The organism is Methylibium sp. T29-B, assembly GCF_000576225.1.
Lineage (GTDB): Bacteria > Pseudomonadota > Gammaproteobacteria > Burkholderiales > Burkholderiaceae_C > Methylibium > Methylibium petroleiphilum.
This window is the reverse complement of the sequence record NZ_AZSN01000076.1, coordinates 1-18534: the sequence shown is the minus strand read 5'-3', so window position 1 is coordinate 18534 and position 18534 is coordinate 1. Positions and strand designations below refer to the sequence as shown.

Sequence of the window (18534 nt, the reverse complement as noted above, 5' to 3'; positions counted from 1 at the left end):
GGAGCCGGCAGCGCGAGCGGCGCGCGGCTCGACGAGCCCTGCGCCGCGGTCGACGCGGCGGCGTCGTGCGCCAGCTTGAACACCGCCACGGCCTGCACCAGCTGCTGGGCCTGGGCCTTCAGGCTCTCGGCGGCGGCGGCGCTTTCTTCCACCAGCGCGGCGTTCTGCTGCGTGGCCTGGTCCATCTGCGTGACGGCCTCGCCCACCTGCGCCACGCCGGCGCTCTGTTCCCGGCTGGCCGAGCTGATCTCGCCCATGATGTCGGTCACGCGGCGGATCGACGAGACCACCTCGCTCATCGTCACGCCGGCCTGGTCGACCAGCGCGCTGCCTTGTTCCACGCGCTGCACGCTGGCGTTGATCAGGCCCTTGATCTCCTTGGCGGCATCGGCGCTGCGCTGCGCCAGGTTGCGCACCTCGCTGGCCACCACCGCGAAACCGCGGCCCTGCTCGCCGGCGCGCGCCGCTTCCACCGCGGCGTTCAGCGCCAGGATGTTGGTCTGGAACGCGATGCTGTCGATCACGCCGATGATGTCGGCGATCTTCTTCGAGCTGTCGTTGATGCCCTTCATGGTGTCGACCACCTGGCCGACCACGTCGCCGCCCTTGACCGCCACGGTCGACGCGCCCAGCGCGAGCTGGTTGCCCTGCTGCGCGTTGTCGGCGTTCTGCTTCACGGTGCTCGACAGCTCTTCCATCGAGGCCGCAGTCTCTTCCAGCGCGCTGGCCTGTTCCTCGGTGCGGCTGGAGAGGTCGTTGTTGCCCTGGGCGATTTGCGCCGAGGCGGTGGCCACGCCTTCGGCGTTGCGGCGCACCTCGCTCACGATCGCCGCGAGGCGGGTCTTCATGTCGTGCAGCGCGGCCAGCAGCAGGCCGGTCTCGTTCTTGCCGTTGGCGGCGAACTCCATCGCCAGGTCGCCGCCGGCGACGGCACGCGCGATCGCCGCTGCCTCGGCCAGCGGCCGGGTCGTGCTGCGGATGATCCACAGCGCCAGCAACCCGGCGACCACGAAGGCGGCGGCCAGCATCGCGGCGACGCTGGAGAGGGTGCTGGAGACGGCCGCGTTCACCTCGTCGGCCGAGGCCGTCATCAGGTTCTCCTGGATCTGGATCAATTCGTCGACGCTGGCCATGTAGGCCACCTGCCTGGGGGTCACCTCGCGCACCAGCACCAGCCTGGCCTCGTCCATCTGGCCGGCGCGCAGCAGCTCCAGCACCTTGTCGCGCGGGCCGCGGTAGTCGGCGCGCGCGGCCATCAGCTTGTCGAGTGCCGCCTTGCCCTGCGCGCTGTTGATGCTGCGCTTGAGGGTATCGAGGTTCGCGTTGGTGCGCTTGCTGCTGTTGGCGATCACGTCGAACTGGGCCTGGACGTCGGCCGGCTCGCTCACGACGAACAGGTTGCGGATCGCCAGCGAGACCTCGTTGTTCACCGTGCGGATGTCACCGGCGGTCTGGATCTTCGGGTAGCGGTCGTCCATCACGTTGGCGAACTCGCCCTGGATGGCCGTCACCTTGATGATGGCCAGTGCGCCCAGCAGGCTCATCAGCACGGCCATCGCCGCAAAGCCCAGCATCAGCCGGGTCGAGATCTTCATGTCGCTCAGTTTCATGTCGTGTGATCGATGATGTCGATGGCAGGGTGTGCCGGATAGGCGCTCGTGGACCGGGCAGGCGCAGCCCGACTCTGTTCCACGACCCTGCGATGGTGCCGGCGACCCGGCCCCTCGACTCCGTCGATAAGGCCGGCGAAACCCGGCCTGTTCGCGTCGTCCGCGCCGCTCAGGCGGTGCCGGCGGGCGCCGGTGCCGGCTTCGGCAGCGCCAGCTTCAGCAGCAGGCTCAGCAGGCCGGCGATGCCCAGCAGGGCCGCGCAGCCCAGCCCCCACACCGTCCACACGATCCACGGCGCGGCGCTGCCCACCCAGGCCAGCGCGGCCTGCGTCAGGCCGATGCCCAGGCGCAGCAGGTCTTGCCAGCCCGGCAGCCAGGTGGCGAGCCAGTCGCCCCAGGGCAGGTGCGCGACCGCCGTGTTCACGTCGTTCAGCCAGGCCGGGTCGAGGGTCAGCAGCGTGTGCAGCCCCCACGCGCACAGCGACCACAGGGCGATGCCGAAGGCGGTGAAGATCCAGAGGGCGAGCTGCATGGTGCGGGGGCGGGGGAGTGGGGGGAGCTGCTTCGAGTGGCCCGATGGGCCGGGGTTCCGGCGCAGTGCGTGCGCTTCAGGCGGCGCGGCCCGCGGCGGCCAGTTCGCCGGCCAGCCGGCCCACCGTCTGCAAGGCGGCTTCGAAGCGCGGGTCGTCCGGGTGACCGTGGTTCAGGCGCACGTGGTGGCGGAATCGCCGGTCGGTCGAGAACAGCTGGCCCGGCGCGAGGCTGATGCGCTGCGCCAGCGCCAGCCGGTGCAGCGCCAGCGCGTCCACGCTCGCCGGCAGCTCGACCCACAGGAAGTAGCCGCCCTCGGGTCGCGCCACGCGCGTGCCGGCGGGGAAATGGCGGGCGATGGTGCGCAGGGCCAGCGTCTGCTGGCGCGCCAGCGCCTGGCGCAGCCGGCGCAGATGGCGGTCGTAGCCGCCGCGGTCGAGGAATTCCGACAGCGCCAGCTGCGACGGCACCGCCGCCGACAGCGTGGTCATCAGCTTGCGACGCTCGATCGCCTGCGCGTGGCGGCCTGCGGCCACCCAACCGACGCGGTAGCCCGGCGCCAGGCTCTTGGAGAACGACGCGCAGTGCAGCACGCCGCCGGCACGGTCCCAGGCCTTGGCGGGCGGCGGGCGGCGCGTGCCGTGGTGCAGCTCGCCGTAGACGTCGTCCTCGATCAGCGGCACGCCGCGCGCGGCCAGCAGCTCCACCAGCGCCTGCTTGTTCGCGTCGGGCATCAGGCTGCCCAGCGGGTTCTGGAAATTGGGCATCAGCCAGCAGGCCTTGACGGTGTGTCGGTCCAGCGCCTGGGCCAGCGCCGCGAGGTCGATGCCGGTGCGAGGGTGGGTCGCCACCTCCAGCGCCTTCAGGTGCTGCTGCTCCAGCGCCTGCAGCGCGGCGTAGAAAGTGGGCGACTCGACGATCACCGTGTCGCCCGGCCGCGTGAGCGCCTGCAGGCTGAGGTTCAGCGCCTCCAGCGCGCCGTTGGTGATGACGATCTCGTCGGCGCTCACCTCCAGCCCGTCGAGCCGGTAGCGCAGCGCGATCTGTTCGCGCAGCCGGGCGCTGCCGGGCGTGAGGTCTTCCACCGTGCGCCAGGGGTCCAGGCGCTTCAGCCCGGCCGTCAGCCCGCGCGCGAGCTGCGCCATGGGAAACAGCTGCGGGCTCGGGAAGGCCGAACCCAGCGGCACCACGTCGCGGTCCTTCACCGAGCCCAGCACCTCGAACACCAGCTCGCTGACCTCCACACCGCTGGAGCGCCGCCGTGGCCGCGACAACCGCGGCTCGGCCGGCGCCGAGATCGCGCGCGCCGCCACGTAGTAGCCCGAACGCGGCCGTGCCTCGGCGAGTCCGCGCGACTCCAGCAGGTAGTAGGCCTGGAACACCGTGGACGGACTGATGCCGCGGTGCGCGCTGGCCTGGCGCACCGAGGGCAGGCGGTCGCCGGGCTGCAGCGCGCGGTCGGCGATCAGCCGCGCGATCTCTTCGGCATAGCGTTCGTAGCGTTTCATCGGGCGCGGAGGGCTGTGGCCCGACTGTACTGATCAGAAAGCAAGGAATTTCAGGAGAGCCGGCAAACTGATCTGGTTTTTTTGCTTCGATCTGAGTCTTCAAAACCCGCGGTGTCTGGCGCACAGTGCCGTCATGTCTGCCGGAGTCCGACCATGAATTCGCTGCGATATGTCCAGATCGTGCTGTGGAGCTTCTTCGGGGTGCGCAAGCGCGCCGACCACGCCATCGACCTGCAGCGCGCGCGGCCGGTGCCGCTGCTGCTGGTGGCGGTGGGCCTGGCCGCGCTGTTCGTCGTGGGCCTGGTGTCGCTGGCCGGGCTGGCGGTGCGCTCGCTGAGCTGAATGAGGCTGACCGTGAACGGCCGCTGGCGCCACGCGCTCGCCGCGCTGCTGGCGGGCCTGGGGTTCGCATCGGCTGCGATGGCACAGGGCACGCCGGCCCCGCACTGGCCGCCCGAGGACACGCTGGCGCAACGCGTCCTGGCCTGCACCACCTGCCACGGCAAGGAAGGCCAGGCCACCAATTTCGGCTACTTCCCGCGCATCGCCGGCAAGCCCGCCGGCTACCTGCACCACCAGTTGCTCGCGTTCCGCGACGGGCGACGCCACTACCCGCTGATGAGCGCGCTGGTCGAGACCCTGTCCGACGACTACCTGCGCGAGATGGCCGAGTACTTCGCCGTGCTCGACCTGCCCTACCCGCCGCCGCAGACGCGCGACGCGCCGGCCGCGCTGCTGGAGCGCGGCCGCGTGCTGGTGCGCGAGGGCGATACGGCGCGCAAGCTGCCAGCCTGCGTGCAATGCCACGGCGAGGCGATGCTCGGCGTGCAGCCGGCCATCCCCGGCCTGCTGGGCCTGCCGCGCGACTACCTGAACAGCCAGCTCGGCCAGTGGCGCTCGGGCCAGCGCCACGCGCTCGCGCCCGACTGCATGGCCGACATCGCCCGCCAGCTGGCGCCGGAGGACATCGCGGCGCTGTCGGCCTGGCTGTCGTCGCAACCGGTGCCGGCCGGCGGCAAGCCCGCCGCCGCGCTCCCTGCGAAGCTGCCGTTGCCCTGCGGCGGCGTGACGCCATGAGGGCCGCGGCATGACGACGACGCGGCGACGTCCGAGGCTCGCACTGTGGGCGGCGCTCGGCCTCGTGCTGATCGCCGCCGCGCTGGGGGCTGCGGTGTGGGCGCTCAACGTGCGTGGCGAGTCACCGATCCCGGCCGATGACGCGGCGCCGTTCGTGGCGACGCCGCAGCAGGTGGAGCGCGGTGCCTACCTGGCGCGCGCCGGCAACTGCGCCGGCTGCCACACCGCACGCGGCGGGGCCGCCTACGCCGGCGGCCTGGCGATCGAAACGCCGTTCGGCACCGTGTTCTCGTCCAACCTCACGCCCGACCCCGCCACCGGCCTGGGCCGCTGGAGCGCGGCGCACTTCTGGCGCGCCATGCACCACGGCCGCTCGATGGACGGCCGCCTGCTCTACCCGGCCTTTCCGTACACCGACTACACCCTCGTCACCCGCGAGGACAGCGACGCGCTGTTCGCCTACCTGCGCAGCCTGCCGCCGGTGGCGCAGGCGCGACCGGCGCACGCGCTGCGCTTCCCGTACGACACCCAGGCCGCGCTGGCCGTGTGGCGTGCGCTGTACTTCGAGCCGACGCGCTTCGAGCCCGAGGCCGACCGCCCGGCCGACTGGAACCGCGGCGCCTACCTGGTGCGCGGCCTTGGCCACTGCAGCGCCTGCCACACCCAGCGCAATGCGCTGGGCGCCAGCGATCTGGGGCTGCCGCTCGGCGGCGGGCTGATCCCGGTGCAGAACTGGTACGCGCCCTCGCTGCGGTCGGCCGACGAAGCCGGCGTGGCCGAGTGGTCGACGCAGGAGGTGGTGGACCTGCTGAAGACAGGCCGCTCGGCCCGCGGCTCGGCGATGGGGCCGATGGCCGAGGTGGTGGCCCGCAGCACCCAGCACCTGAACGACGCCGACCTGAACGCGATGGCGGTCTACCTGCAGTCGCTGCCGCAGCACGGCGCGCGCCGTTCGCGCGCGGCGCAAGCCGACGGGGCCGCGGCAGGGTCACCCGACTCGCGCGGTGGAAAGCTCTACGAGCAGCACTGCGCGCAATGCCACGGCCCGGCCGGCGAGGGCGCTGCCGGCCTCTACCCGCCGCTGGCCGGCAACCGCGCGGTGAGCATGGACTCGGCCGCCAACCTGATCCGCATCGTGCAGGGCGGCGGCTACCTGCCGGCGACCGCCGGCAACCCGCGCCCCTTCGGCATGCCGCCGTTCGCCCACGTGCTGGACGAGGCCGACACCGCCGCAGTGCTGAGCTACGTGCGCGGCGCCTGGGGCAACGACGCGGCGCCGGTCACGCCGCTGGAAGTGCTGAGGCTGCGGCCGGGGGCGCTGCGGTGAGACCCGCCAACGCCTCCGCCAGCGGCCGCGCGCCCGCCCCGAAGGCATAGGCATCCATCGCCAGGCAGCCGTAGGTCACCGCGTCGTGCAGCCGCAGCCCGGGCGCCGCCAGCCCGCCGGCACCGGCGGCGATGTAGAACGGCAGCCAGTGCTCGTCGGTCGGATGCATCAGCGCCGCGTGCGGCGCCTGGCTGCGGTAGGCCAGCAGCGCCTCGCGGTCGCCCGCGGCGCTGCGGGCGGCCACCCAGTCGCGGAAGGCGCGGCTCTCGAGCATCTCTTCGCCGTCCTCGGCGCCCAGCGCGTCGACCCGGCGCCGGCCGAACACCAGCTGCAGGTTGTGCGTGAGGCTGCCGCTGCCCAGCACCAGCACGCCCTCGGCCAGCAGCGGCGCCAGCGCCTCGCCCAGCGCCCACTGCGCCGCGGGCGGCTGATGCGGCGCCAGCGCCACCGGCAGCACCGGCACGTCGGCCTCGGGCCACGCGAAGCGCAGCACCGACCAGATGCCGTGGTCGAGCCCGGCCTCGTCGCTGGGCTGCACGGCGATGCCCTGCGCGGCCAGCAGATCGGCCACGCGCGCAGCGAGCGCGGGTGCGCCGGGCGGGCCGTACTGCAGTTCGTACAGCGCGGGCGGGAAGCCGCCGAAGTCGTGCACCGCGTGGTGATGGGCGCTGCCCAGCACCAGCGGCAGGCGCGCGGCGGTGTGCGGGGACACCACGACGATGGCCTTGGGCCGGCCGAAGCGCGTGTCGATCGCCCGGCCCAGGCGCTGGAAGAACGGGCCGGTGCTGCCCGGCTCCAGCGCCAGCATCGGCGAGCCGTGCGAGACGAACAGGGCGGGCAGGGGAGTGGCAGGTGTGGTGGTGCTCATGCCTGCCATTGCATCACCGCCGCGGCGGGGTGGCGTTCAGCGGGTTTGCATGCAGCGTTCGGTGGGGGTGAGGAGGGCGAACGACCGCGGCGGCGGCTACCGGCCGTTCGGTCTTGGTCAACCCGTACGTACGACTGCTTCACGGTTGGGGTCGCGCGCTCGGCGCGCGGAGAGGCCAGCAGTTCGATGAACGACCGGATGGGTTCAACGCGGAGTGGCGCTTCCGACCCAAAGCAGTTGTAGGAGCGGCCCTGCGTCCTGCCGATGAGCGGACGCTCAGGAGGCCGGGGCGTGAGGGACGCCGGGGTTCATGGCAAACACCAGGTCGAAGCGCTCGCAGAATACGAGCATCCTGGGGTCGGGCCGGCGGCCGATGCGCCTGCATTCTCGCGTGAAGTAGTCCCAGTGGCCCTGCCGCCAGTATCGAAGCGACAGATCCCCCTCCCCCTCGCTTGCCGCGAATTCCGCCGTGACGTCGTCGAACGGGACAGCTTCGATCGTGCGTGTTTCGATGATGCCCAGCGGGGTGCCGAGCCAGTCGGTCATGATGCTGAGGCTGCCGGGCCACGGCGGCCGCTTGTTGTCGTGCTCGTAGGTCCAGACCAGGCTGGCACTGCCGCGCTTGGTGCCTTGCAGCACCAGCGTCGCGAGTTCCAGGGCGCCCTGATTGTTGTCGTGGAAGTGGAACGGCTCGTAGAAGTCGGACGAGCGGTCCCTCCCGATGGCAGCGCCATACGCTTCCCAGATCGTGCGCATCGACGGCGGGATCACGACGGCTCCCCTCGGGTTTGGTGACAGGATTGCGCCGCGTCCGTGGCCGCATGCGCCAGCAGCGCCGCGACGAGTTGCGCGGCATCGTCGAACGGGACCGATTCGCCCGTGGCGACATGTTCGATCAGGCCCGCGATCAGGCCTTGCGCGGGACGCGAATCGCGGTGCAGCTTGAGCACGTAGCACAGGCTGCCGGGATGGGAGGGGACGGCGTTCAGTGTCATGGCGGTGCGTTCGATCGAGATGGGCCAGCGTAAGCGCCCTGCGCCGGGCAGTCGTGCCGAATCGGTGTCGATTCGGTGTCGAGTGCGCGGGCGATACCCCGCTCAGCGGTCGCCCAGCAAGGCGCGGGCGCGGTTCATCAACGGTGCAGTGCTGCCCGCCGGCATGCCGGTGACCACCTTGCGCAATGCCTCGACGTCCCCGGTGTCCGCGTGCGGACCGTCGCAGAGTTCGACCAGGACGGTCATTTCGAGCCACGGGGATCGCTGGCGGCGAGCTTCGGCCAGGGCCTCCCGGGCGGCGGCGGCGGCGTCTCGCTCCGCGCCTTGAGCCAGCAGAGCGTGCCGCTTCAGCAGCAGCAGCCGGACCCGGTAGGAGTGGTCCTCCAGGCGCGCCGCCATGTCGAGTGCCTCTTCAGCCTGCTGCAGCGCGCGAGCGCCGTCCCGCGCGAGGATCAACGCCTCGGTGGCATAGCCCAGCACCTCCGACGAGCCGTACGACATGCCGACCTGCGCGTAGCGTCTGTAAGCGCGGGCTATCTGTGCGTAGCCCTCCGCAGGCGCGTCCGACCAGGCCTGCACCAGGCCGCGGAACCACTGGCTGGGGCCTTCGCCATGCGCCAACGCACCCTCGTCGGTGATCGCGCTCAACTGCGCCGCGAGGGCAGCAACCTGGACTCGGTCGTCGCGGCGCAGTTCGCACAGCGCCGCCAGCCAGGTCGAAATCATGCGTGCCATGGGCTGCTTCAGGGCCCGGGCACGTGCCAGCGCCAGCTCGGACTGGACCTTTGCACGCTGGTCGAAGCCGGCCAGCAGCAACGGGATCGCCAGCGCGGCCTGCATGTTGACGAGCGGGTCGAGCACGAAGGCCGTCTGCAGCGTCTGCTCGTCGAGCCCCGCTGCCGCCTGGATGCCCTGCTCAAGCACGGCGATCGCTTCGAGCGGCGGGCCTTCGAGCTTGAGCATCTGCCCGAGCAGGTCGCAGGCCGTCACCACCAGCACAGCGTCGTCGCGTTGCAGCGCCTGCGCGAGGCTGCGCTGCGCCAGCTCGCGCGCCGGGGCGAGTGCGCCGCGCAGGAACAGCCCCAGCCCCAGCCCGTGCAGCGCCATGCTGCGCAGCGGATGTGTCGGCAAGCCACCCAGGGCCGCCTGCGCCTGCTCGAACGACTGCAGCGTCTCGTCCGCGCTGACCCCCACCAGCTGCGCTGCTGCCGCGCCGCGCAAGGTGTGCAGCGTGGCCAGCACGTCCTGCCCCGACGCGCCGGATCGGCGGCGACGGGCGATCGCCAGCCCGCGGTCGGCGAGGCGCAAGGCGTCGGCCGGCGCGAACTGCTGCAACGCGGCGGCCGCAGCCGCTGCGACGTGGGGCAGCGCCGCGTCAGGGTCCTGCCCCAGTTCGAACTGCGTCGCTAGCTCGGCGGCCGAGACGACGGCCCCGGATGCCGCAGCACCGGCCAGCACCAGCGCGACACGGCGGTGCAGCTGAGCCCGTGCCAGCGCGCCCATGCGGTCGTGGAACACATGACGAACCAGCGCATGACGGAAGGCGTAGCGGGGCGCCGCCGCGTCGGCTGCGGCGTGCTCCTCGATGGCCGGCACCAGCCATTGCTGTCGTCCGGCCAGCAGGTCGCATTGCCGTGCCACCTCGTCGACATTCCGCGCAAGCACCTGCGCCACCACCGTCGGACTGAATTCGACGCCGCACGCGCTGGCAGCCTCCAGCAGCGCGATCTGGTCGGCCGGAAGGCGAAGGATCTGCCGCTCCATGATGCCCGCCAGGCTCTCCGGTACCGACAGCGTCTCGAAGGCAAGCGGGGCGTCACGCACCACGGCGCCGGCATGCAGCGCGCCCTGGGTCAGCAGTTCGTCGACGACGTTCGCCACGAACAGGGGCAATCCGTCGGTGTGGCGGTGCAGCGCCTGCACGAAGGACTCGGACCCGGCGATACCACCGAGCCGCCGCGACACATAGGCGGCCAGTTCACGCTCCGAGAACGGATCGAGCAGGATTTCGTCCACCAGCCGGTGCAGCCGCAGTTCGTGCCGCACGGCCTTCAACGGATGGTCTTCGGCGATCACCTCGGCCGCACGGAAGGTGGCCAGCCACATCCAGCAGGCCTTGCCGCGCCGGCGTGCCACATGGTTGAGCAGGGTCACGGTGGCCTGATCACTCCAGTGCAGGTCCTCGGTGACCAGCAGCAGCGGCCGGTCCTGGGTACAGCGGTCCAGCAGTTCGCCGAACTCCCGCAGCATGCGGGCCTGGCTCGTGCCGGCCAGTTCACGGCGCAGGCTGTCGCGCTCGGCCTCGCTGCACAGCCACGGCAGCTGCAGCAGCCAGGTCGGTGCGACGCTGCGCAGCAAAGTGGCCAGCGCGGGATCGGCGCGACACAGCGTGGCCAGGGCCTCGAGCACCGGCAGGTACGGCTCGCTTGGGCCGTGTTGCTCGACACATTGCCCCTGCGCGAACGCGACCGGGCCGAGCGAGGCCGCAAAGTCGTCGACCAGGGTCGTCTTGCCGACCCCGGCCTCGCCGGCCAGCCAGCACAACTGGTGCTGCCCCGCCCGGGCGCGATCCCACGCCGCATGCAGCCGATCCAGCGCCGCGCCGCGCCCGACCAACCGGGTGCCGCCCGAGGTCCCGGAGACTGCCGGCGCTTCCACGACCGGCACGGCCGAACCGTCGTTCGAGCGAGCGACCGAAGTGGGACGCCGCTCGGGGCCGGGCACCGCGATGAACCGGTAGCCGCGCCGCGAGGCGGTCTCGATGAATCTCGGCGCTCTCGCGTCGTCGTCGAAAGCGGCCCGCAACGTCCGCACGGCCGACTTCAGCACCGATTCGCTGACGTGGTGATGCCCCCAGACGGCGTCGAGCAGCATGTCCTTCGTCACCAGTTGCCCGGGGCGCCGCACCAGCTCGCACAGCACCGAGAACGCCCGCGGCGGCAGATCCAGCGCCTGCTCGTGGCGCTTGAGCATGGCGTTCGCCTCGTCGAGTTCGAAGTCGCCGAAACGGATCAGCAGAGGCTGGGATTCGTTCATGGCGCGAAGGGATCGGCGTGGTGGGACTGTACGGGATCGACACCGTTTCGACACCGCTCCGGCACGACTTGCCGGGCCGCTATCCCTAGCCTCTCGGTCACCGCGATCAAACGCACCACCCGACCGAAGGACCGCACCATGCAAGCATCTCCGTCCGTCAATTCCGCCGCTTCCGGCATCGACACCGACGTGCTGATCGTCGGTGCCGGCCCCACCGGCCTCACGCTCGCGACTGCGCTGGCCACCCGCGGGGTGCGCACCCTGCTCGTCGATCGCCAGGCGGCCGGTGCCAACACGTCGCGCGCCGCGGTTGTCCACGCCCGCACGCTGGAAGTGCTCGAACCGCTGGGCGTGACGGACACGCTCGTGTCACGCGGCATCCCGGCGAAGCGCTTCACGATTCGCGATCGCGACCGCGTGCTGGTGCCGATCGGGTTCGAGGACCTGCCGACGGCATATCCCTATACGCTGATGATCTCGCAGGCGACCACCGAAGGCATCCTGCTGGAGCGCCTGCTCGGCCTGGGCGGGCAGGTGTTGCGCCCGCGCACGCTGATCGGCCTGAAGCAGGACGACGCGAAGGCAACAGCGCTGCTGGACGATGGCAGCTGGGTGACGGCGCGCTTCATCGTGGGTGCCGACGGGATGCACAGCGCCGTGCGTGAACAGGCGGGCATCCCGTTCACGGGAGGCAGCTACGGCGAAACCTTCGTTCTGGCCGATGTGCGCTTGAGTGGTGCGGTGCCCAGCGACGAAGTGATCCTCTATTTCTCGGCAGCCGGCATGGTGGTCGTCGCTCCACTGGCCGACGGCGTGCACCGCATCGTCGCCACGGTCGCCGAGGCGCCCGACAAGGCCGACGCGGCATTCTTGCAGGCGTTGCTGGACACCCGCGGCCCCGAGCGTGAGCCAGCGGTCGTCCACGAAGTGCTGTGGAGCTCGCGCTTCCGTGTTCACCATCGCATCGCCGATACCTACTGCGCCGGCCGCGTGCTGCTCGCCGGTGACGCTGCGCACGTGCACAGCCCCGCTGGCGGGCAGGGCATGAATGCCGGCATCCTGGATGCCGTGACGCTGGCCGATGCGCTCGTCGCCGCACTCGCGGGCAACATGGGCGCGCTGGACGCCTACAGCGCGCAACGTCGTCCGGTGGCCGTGCAGATCGTCGCATTCACCGATCGGCTGACACGCATGGCCGCCGCCCGCCCCGGCCTGCGCCGACTGCGCAACCTGCTGCTGTCAACAGTGTCGAGGCCGTCCGCGGTGCGGCGCCGGCTGGCGTGGCAGTTGTCTGGGCTGGTCTATCGGCCGAGCGAACTGTCAGCTGGGGGTCGTCACGGCGCCGTGGCCCGGTCCGGGTCGGCTTTGTGGAAATCGATCACGGGTGCCTTGCAACGCTTCATGGAACGCCGTGCGCGAGCGCGGCAGAACCGCGACGACGCGAGGATCCTGTGGCAGCTCGACGATGACCAGCTCAAGGACATCGGCCTCACGCGCGGCGAGATCGGCTTGCTCATCGACGGTGAAGCAGGCCCGCCTCCGAAACGCGGCGCAATGCCCGCTGTGTTACCCGATCGATGGGCAAGCTCGAATGCGGGGGTGCGTCGTGACGGCCGTCCGCTACGCCATCGCGGTCGCCTGCGTGGCCGCCGCCAGCGCCTGCAGCACGGTGATGGTCCCGCCGCGCGCGGACTTCCTGAGCAGCTACGCCGCGCTCACGCCCGATGCCGACCGTGGCTCCGCGAGCAGTCGTTCAGTCATGGTCATCGACCTGCGCGAGTGACCATCGACGCCATCGAGTGGCGCGCCGACACGGGGACCGACATCACCGAAGAAGAGCGTCGCGCCCTGCTCGGCCACCTGCGCGGCGCACTGCTCGAACGTGTCCACACGCTGCCGCGCGCACAGACGGGACACCCGGCGGTGCTGCGCGCAGCCATCACGCGCGTCGAGACGGTTTCGCCGTCCCTCAATGCCGTTTCCGCGCTGCTGCTGTTTGCACCACTCGACCGCGGTGGCGCGGCCGTCGAGATCGAGGCCCTTGCACCCGACACCGGCCAGCAACTGGCGGCACTTTCGCTGGGCTATTTCACTCCCTTGTCCGACATGAAGGTGCGCTTCAGCCGGCTTGCGCCGGCCCAACTGGCCTTGCGCAAGGCGGCGGCTGATTTCAGCGAACTGCTGCAGCCCGCCGCTGGCACCAAGCCGACGGCGCGCGACTGAACAGCTCCTTCGTTGCTCCGATCTCGGGCCGAGCGCCGCGACCAAGCGCACGCGCCTATTCATCCTCTGGTCACAAGGCCCAACATCATGAAGACGATCCGCTCCATCCTGGTCCTGGCATTCCCCAACGCGGGAGAACAGGATCTGCTGATTCCGTGGGAATTGTTCAAGGCCCAGGCATGGACCATGGCCAACCGTGGCGAAAAGCTCGACGTCGTGCTCGGCAGCTTCCAGGGCGGCAGCAGCGTCGCCACGCAGATGGGCACCCGCGTCCACATCGACCGGAAGATCGAGTCCGACGAACGGTTCGACCTGGTCTACATTCCGGGCGGCATCGGCGCCGGCGCGCAGTCACTGAACCCAATGCTGCTGGACTTCCTGCGCGCCCATCGCGCCGAGGGCCGCTGGATCGCCGGCAACTGCGCCGGCATGGCGGTGCTGCACCGCGCCGGCGTCCTGCAGGGGCTGGAAGTCACCTCGCCGGCCACCCTGTCGCGCAGGCTGCCGGCCGAAGGCACCCGCGTCGTCCAGCCGCGCAGGGCGTGGAAGATCGACGCGGAGAACCGGATCTTCTCCTCGGGCGGTGCGGGCACGGTCCACCCGAGCACGATGGCGCTGGTCTGGCATCTCTTCGGCGACGAGGCCGGCCGCGCACTTGCCGCGGGATGGGACGCGCTGCCGCTGCACGGTGAGTCGCTGTTCGCGCTGCTCGGCCCGGTGATGAACGACGACCCGGCCGTCGCCAGCCGGTTGCAGGATGCGTGGGAGCCGGTCTTTCTGCCGGCGCCGCAGGCCGTCGCCGATCCGCTGGGGGCCCAATGATTCACCACCTGTCTTTGCCCGCCCGCGACCCGAGGCACGTGGCCTCGGTGCTGACCGAGATGTTCGGCGGCACGCTCACCGGCTTCGGTCCCTACCGTGATTCGTTCATCGCCTGGGCGGGCGACGAGCACGGCACCGCCATCGAGGTGTATCCCGTCGGCACCGAGATGTTCCCCGATGCGGGCCAGGGTCAGGCGAACTTTCGTCATGTCTCCGACGCGTCACCCTACGTCGCGACCCATGCCGCAGTGTCGGTGGCGCTCGACGCGACCGGGATCTTTGCGCTGGCGAGTCGCGAGGGCTGGCGCGCCGTCCAGCTGTCGCGCGGCACGAACCACGTCATCGAGTTCTGGATCGAGAACACGGTGATGCTCGAGTTGATGACGCCGCAAATGACGGCCGACTATCGGCGCGCGGCATCGCGGTTCTCGCGGAAAGGCGTCGACCACGTTGCCATTGAAGCGACGGGCCCAGCGAACAGCCACCGATGACAAGCGCGGGACGCCCGCGCGCCTCGGCGGCGTCGTCGTCCATTGCACTGTGGGCCAGATTCAGCCAAAGCAGTCGGACACGAGCGGCAGGAACTGGCCGCGAGTGCCAATTCGCGGCCGCACCAGGAAGCGGCCCTTCGGGCTGAAGTCGCGGTGAGTCTGTAGTCGCGCGGCCAATCGACTGTGGTTCGCGGGAAGGCTGTCCTCGTCCGCAGCGCCCGTCGATCAGATTTCTGCCTGTCCCGAGGTCTCCAAGCCTTCATCCACATCGCTGCCCGGCAATCGCACGCTCGCCCTCAGAGATCGACATCGATCTCGGCCACCGTGAGCACACGGCCATTCACCGTTTCCTTGACCAAGGCGCTCGGCGATGGGGCGGGCAGACGATGGATCAGCAACCGCTCACCGTGAGGAGTCACCTCCATGAGCTGGAAGTGGCGCAGCGCATGTTGCGTCAACGGAATCGCCGCCGTGGAGCGCAGGATCACGGTGTCGGTGGGGCCCGGCGCCAGCGTGGCGGTGGCCGGCTCGAAATCGACCTGGCCCTCCGCGTCGCGGATGAAGAGGGCGCGGCCCGCAGCGCCATGCACCGAATACCTCCAGACGACCGCGCGGGCATCGAAGGCGATGAACCAGGCCGTCCCTGGCGAGTCGGCCGACGACCACCGGATGCGCACGTAGCCGAGGAGCGAACTCGGGACGTGCTGCGTGATCGAGCGCTGCAGGGGCAGCGCGTCCCGTGCGGCCCGGTCGGCCGCGGAGACGGTCGCGCCCTCATGCAGCCTGCGAGTGCTGCCGCTGCCGCCGTCTGGGGTAGGAGCCGTGGTGCTGTCGAACCACAGCGTGGAGTCCCCGTCCGCGCGGTCGATGTCGGTGTACGCGAAGAACGCGGGGTCCGTCGCGGTGAGTTGAAACAGCAGGTCGACCGTGGTGTCGCCGCCCGAACCCTCGGACCCGAAGACAGACAGTCCCTGGTGCTCAGCGCGGCAGATCAGCCCCAACGCTGAAAGCCGTGCCGGAGGCGGCTCCACCAGTTGCCACGCGACGGGCACGGAGGCCCCCGCCTCATCGAAGCCGGCGTGACGCACTTCGATGGAGAAGGCCCTTTTCCAGCCCTGCGGCGCCTGACCGGTCACGCTGACTCCTCGGATGTGTGCTCGGGGCTGCACCGGAAACCATCGGCGAAGCGGTGGCAGGTGCTGGAGCCCGCCGCCAAGCCCCTTGTTCAGTGGGTCAGGCGGTTCTTGTACAGCTTGCCGTCTTTCATGATGACCAGCAGTCGCCGTTCCGGATCGGCAAGGAGATTGATGTCGGCCATCGGATCGCCATCGACGAGCAGCAGGTCGGCGAGCGCACCCACTTCCACCACGCCGAGGCGGCCCTTGTAGGGGGCGCGCTTGCCCGACAGCGCCAGCAGTTCGGCGTTGGTGCCCGTCGCCATCACCAGCACCTCGCCCGGCGTGTACCAACGCACCATCTTCGCCAGTTGCGCACCCTGCCGCGCCGCCAGCTTGGCGTCGAACAGCGTGTCGGTGCCCCAGGCCGTCTTCAGCCGGTACTTCTTGGCCAGCGCATAGGCCGAGTCGGTCCCGCGGGTCATCTCCAGCTGCTTCTCCCGGTTCGCCGAACCTTCCGGGAAAGGGTTCGCGTCCTCGTCGTCGAGGAAGGGCTGCATGGACAACCACACGCCCTTCTCTGCCATGAGCTTGGCGGAGGCATCGTCCATCAGCTGGCCATGGTCGATGACGCGGACACCGGCCTTGATCGCCGCTTGGATCGCACGCGGCGTGTATGCATGCACGCCGACGTAGGTGCCCCAGTTCTCCGCCGATTCCACGGCGGCACGGAACTCTTCCTCGCCGTATTGCGCCACATCCAGGGGATCGAAATTGGAGGACACCCCGCCGCCGGCCGCCAGCTTGATCTGGCTGGCGCCCATCATCAACTGCTCGCGCACGGCGCGACGCACCTCGTCCGGTCCGTCGGCGATCCGCGCCGCACCCATCACCTCGGTTGAATGCGGTGGCGACGATGGAGAGCGCGGCAGGTCGCTGAACGCGCGATAGTCCGCATGGCCGCTGGTCTGCGAGATCATCGCGCCCGAAGGCCAGATGCGCGGGCCCGGCGTCACGCCCTCGTCGATGGCGCGCTTCAAGCCCCAGGCAGGCCCTGCGAGATCACGCACGCTGGTGAAGCCGCGCATCAGCGTGTCTTTGGCCGCTCCCGCCGCCACGATGTTGATGAACCCCGGGTGTGCCGACAACCCGTCCTTCAGCGGGATCGCCGCCATCATGGAGTGCCAGTGCGCATCGATCAGGCCGGGCATCAGCGTGCGGCCTCCCCCGTCGATCACGGTGGCGGTGGAGGACGCAGCAGCTTCGCCGATCGCCGCGATGCTGTTGCCCTTGACCAGCACATTGGACGGGGCCGTCAACCGGGCCGTCTTGCCGTCGAAGACCCGAACATTGCGGAAGAGGACCTCGGCAGGGGCCGCCTTGGCGTCTGCCGCCACCGGCGCGGCAGGCGCCTGAGGAGAATGCGCCGTGGCAGGCATCACTGCGAGCAGAGGCGCTGCAGCGAGCGCGATGACGAGGGGTCGAAAGTGCGCCATCAAACTGCTCTCCCTGTCCGCTGCCAGTCGCAGGCCTTGTCGCGTTCGAACGGCTTCAAGGACGAACCATCCGCTCAGGTTACTCGAAGATCGCGTCGCCCTGCAGCAATGACTCGCTGCTCGATCCCTGCGCATGGGTTCGCGGTGTTGCTGTTCCCTCAAGCCTCCACCAGGCCCGGCGCCACCTTCCGCCCCAGCGCCCTGCAGAGCTTGCCCCATGCCCCATCGTCCAGCAGCGCGCGCGCCGAGTCCAGCACCGGCTCGCGGGCCGCGGGCGGCAGGCCGGCGATCAGCTGCGCGCGCTCCGCAGGGTTGAGCGCCAGGATCAGCCAGCGCAGCCACAGGCTCATCTCCTGGGGGCCGATGCCGGCCAGGATGCGGTGCTCGATCGCCTGCAGTTCGGCATCGCTGTAGCCGGCCCACAGCGCCTGGTTGTGGCGGGTCTCCTCCATGTCCATGTGCTCGAAGTTCTCGGCCACGAAGGCGGCCAGCTGGCGGTACAGCCGGTGTGCCGCCGCGGCCTCGGGCGCGGCACGCAGCGCGGCGGCGTGCGCGCGCAGCGTGGCGATGGTGTCCAGGTGCTCGCGGTGTTCGCCGGCGATGCGCTGGCTGGCGCCGGCTTGCTGCGCCTCGAGGGCCGGGTGGATGCAATCGTTCTCGTGCTGCAGGTGGCTGCTCGCGGCGTCCAGCAGCGTGTCCAGCTGGCCCAGGCCGGCCGCCAGGTCCTGCGGGTCGTCCAGGTCCAGCCGGCCCAGGCGCTGCAGCGTGTCGGTCATGAACAGGCGCAGCGCCTTGTGGATGGGTGCGTAGATGTCGAAACGGGGTGGGGTGGTGCGCATGATGGGGGTCCGTCAGAACAAAGGAATATGGAAAGGAAGGAGCCGCCAGTGTTGCGAGCCACCGCCGCGCCGGCATCGCTCCGGAGAGCCATGGCGCCATCGCCGCACGCGGATGGCTCTTCGCGCCGCGGCGGCGTGCCGGCTTCCTAGAATCGGGCAGCCCTCCGCGCTGTTGCGGTGGCCGCTGCCGCCGCCGCTGTCGCTGCTGTCCATGGACAACACCCGCAACGCCTCCGCTGCCCCCCATTCCAGCAAGCACCGCATCCCGCGCGCACGGCGCGACCTGGTGCCGCGCCCGACGCTGCTGGCGCCGGTGCTGGAGCAGGCGGCCGACGCCCGGCTGGTGCTGGTGCAGGCGCCGGCCGGCTTCGGCAAGACCACGCTGCTGGTGCAGCTGGCCGCGGCGCTGGCGACGGCCGCGTCCGGCGCGCAGGTGGTGTGGGTCTCGCTCGATGCCGAGGACAACGACGCCAACCGCCTGTTCGCGGCGCTGTTCGGCGCGCTCGCGCCGCTCGATCTGCCGTGGGCCGTGCCGCCCGCCACGGTGCTGGCCCAGTTGCAGGACGCCAGCCCCGCCGCGCGCACCGCGCTGGGCC

Annotated in this window: 16 protein-coding genes and 1 pseudogene; 7 read left to right on the top strand and 10 right to left on the bottom strand. The window is 70.7% G+C overall.

The window, feature by feature from the left end; translation table 11 throughout:
• From Y694_RS13030 to Y694_RS13020, 3 genes are all read right to left on the bottom strand, one after another.
• On the bottom strand, positions 1-1610 hold a 1610-nt coding region (locus Y694_RS13030; RefSeq protein ID WP_051495761.1), incomplete at its 3' end, for a methyl-accepting chemotaxis protein.
• Positions 1611-1779: 169 nt separating this feature from the next.
• Positions 1780-2142, bottom strand: a complete 363-nt coding sequence (locus Y694_RS13025; RefSeq protein WP_051495760.1) for a hypothetical protein — start codon at positions 2140-2142, stop codon at positions 1780-1782.
• Positions 2143-2218: 76 nt separating this feature from the next.
• Positions 2219-3649 (bottom strand): PLP-dependent aminotransferase family protein, encoded by a 1431-nt coding sequence (locus Y694_RS13020; protein ID WP_036233101.1) that lies wholly within the window; start codon positions 3647-3649, stop codon positions 2219-2221.
• 153 nt (positions 3650-3802) lie between these two features.
• On the opposite strand from Y694_RS13020, the gene Y694_RS13015 reads away from it, so the two are divergent.
• Genes Y694_RS13015 through Y694_RS13005 form a run of 3 tightly spaced genes read left to right on the top strand, consistent with a single transcriptional unit; the run spans position 3803 to position 6053 of the window.
• The gene (locus Y694_RS13015; RefSeq protein WP_036233100.1) at positions 3803-3991 is read left to right on the top strand and encodes a DUF2970 domain-containing protein; all 189 of its coding nucleotides are present in this window, start codon (positions 3803-3805) and stop codon (positions 3989-3991) included.
• A gap of 12 nt (positions 3992-4003) precedes the next feature.
• The gene (locus Y694_RS13010; RefSeq protein ID WP_036233116.1) at positions 4004-4726 is read left to right on the top strand and encodes a c-type cytochrome; all 723 of its coding nucleotides are present in this window, start codon (positions 4004-4006) and stop codon (positions 4724-4726) included.
• A 10-nt stretch (positions 4727-4736) separates the two neighbouring features.
• Positions 4737-6053: a cytochrome c gene (locus Y694_RS13005; protein ID WP_051495758.1), complete on the top strand. Its 1317-nt coding sequence runs from the start codon at positions 4737-4739 to the stop codon at positions 6051-6053.
• Here Y694_RS13005 and Y694_RS13000 read toward each other — a convergent pair.
• From Y694_RS13000 to Y694_RS12985, 4 genes are all read right to left on the bottom strand, one after another.
• A complete protein-coding gene (locus Y694_RS13000; RefSeq protein WP_310732243.1) occupies positions 6007-6921 on the bottom strand; it encodes a class III extradiol ring-cleavage dioxygenase in 915 nt (304 codons plus the stop codon). The genes Y694_RS13005 and Y694_RS13000 overlap by 47 nt on opposite strands.
• Before the next feature lie 276 nt (positions 6922-7197).
• Entirely contained in the window at positions 7198-7692 is a 495-nt protein-coding gene (locus Y694_RS12995; RefSeq protein WP_085984393.1) for an ASCH domain-containing protein, read from the bottom strand.
• Complete coding sequence (locus Y694_RS12990) at positions 7689-7916, bottom strand: hypothetical protein (RefSeq protein WP_036233098.1); 228 nt, start codon at positions 7914-7916, stop codon at positions 7689-7691. Before Y694_RS12990 ends, Y694_RS12995 begins: the two co-directional genes overlap by 4 nt.
• A gap of 102 nt (positions 7917-8018) precedes the next feature.
• Positions 8019-10889 (bottom strand): AAA family ATPase, encoded by a 2871-nt coding sequence (locus tag Y694_RS12985; RefSeq protein ID WP_197028788.1) that lies wholly within the window; start codon positions 10887-10889, stop codon positions 8019-8021.
• On the opposite strand from Y694_RS12985, the gene Y694_RS23490 reads away from it, so the two are divergent.
• From Y694_RS23490 to Y694_RS12970, 3 genes are all read left to right on the top strand, one after another.
• Positions 10806-13175, top strand: coding sequence for an FAD-dependent oxidoreductase (locus Y694_RS23490; protein ID WP_231497674.1), 2370 nt, complete (start codon positions 10806-10808; stop codon positions 13173-13175). The genes Y694_RS12985 and Y694_RS23490 overlap by 84 nt on opposite strands.
• 87 nt (positions 13176-13262) lie before the next feature.
• Positions 13263-13997, top strand: a complete 735-nt coding sequence (locus Y694_RS12975) for a DJ-1/PfpI family protein (protein ID WP_011829328.1) — start codon at positions 13263-13265, stop codon at positions 13995-13997.
• On the top strand, positions 13994-14488 hold the full coding sequence (locus Y694_RS12970; protein WP_011829327.1) for a hypothetical protein: 495 nt from the start codon (positions 13994-13996) through the stop codon (positions 14486-14488). Before Y694_RS12975 ends, Y694_RS12970 begins: the two co-directional genes overlap by 4 nt.
• A gap of 296 nt (positions 14489-14784) precedes the next feature.
• Here the strand turns inward: Y694_RS12970 and Y694_RS12965 are convergent, their stop codons facing one another.
• The 3 genes from Y694_RS12965 to Y694_RS12955 form a co-directional block, all read right to left on the bottom strand.
• Positions 14785-15624, bottom strand: coding sequence for a hypothetical protein (locus Y694_RS12965; protein WP_036233094.1), 840 nt, complete (start codon positions 15622-15624; stop codon positions 14785-14787).
• An 89-nt stretch (positions 15625-15713) separates the two neighbouring features.
• Complete coding sequence (locus tag Y694_RS12960; protein ID WP_231497673.1) at positions 15714-17000, bottom strand: amidohydrolase family protein; 1287 nt, start codon at positions 16998-17000, stop codon at positions 15714-15716.
• A 257-nt stretch (positions 17001-17257) separates the two neighbouring features.
• Positions 17258-17938 (bottom strand): hemerythrin domain-containing protein, encoded by a 681-nt coding sequence (locus Y694_RS12955; protein WP_036233090.1) that lies wholly within the window; start codon positions 17936-17938, stop codon positions 17258-17260.
• Positions 17939-18110: 172 nt separating this feature from the next.
• Here Y694_RS12955 and Y694_RS24865 point away from each other — a divergent pair.
• Positions 18111-18534: pseudogene (locus Y694_RS24865) on the top strand (AAA family ATPase); the annotation flags it as partial.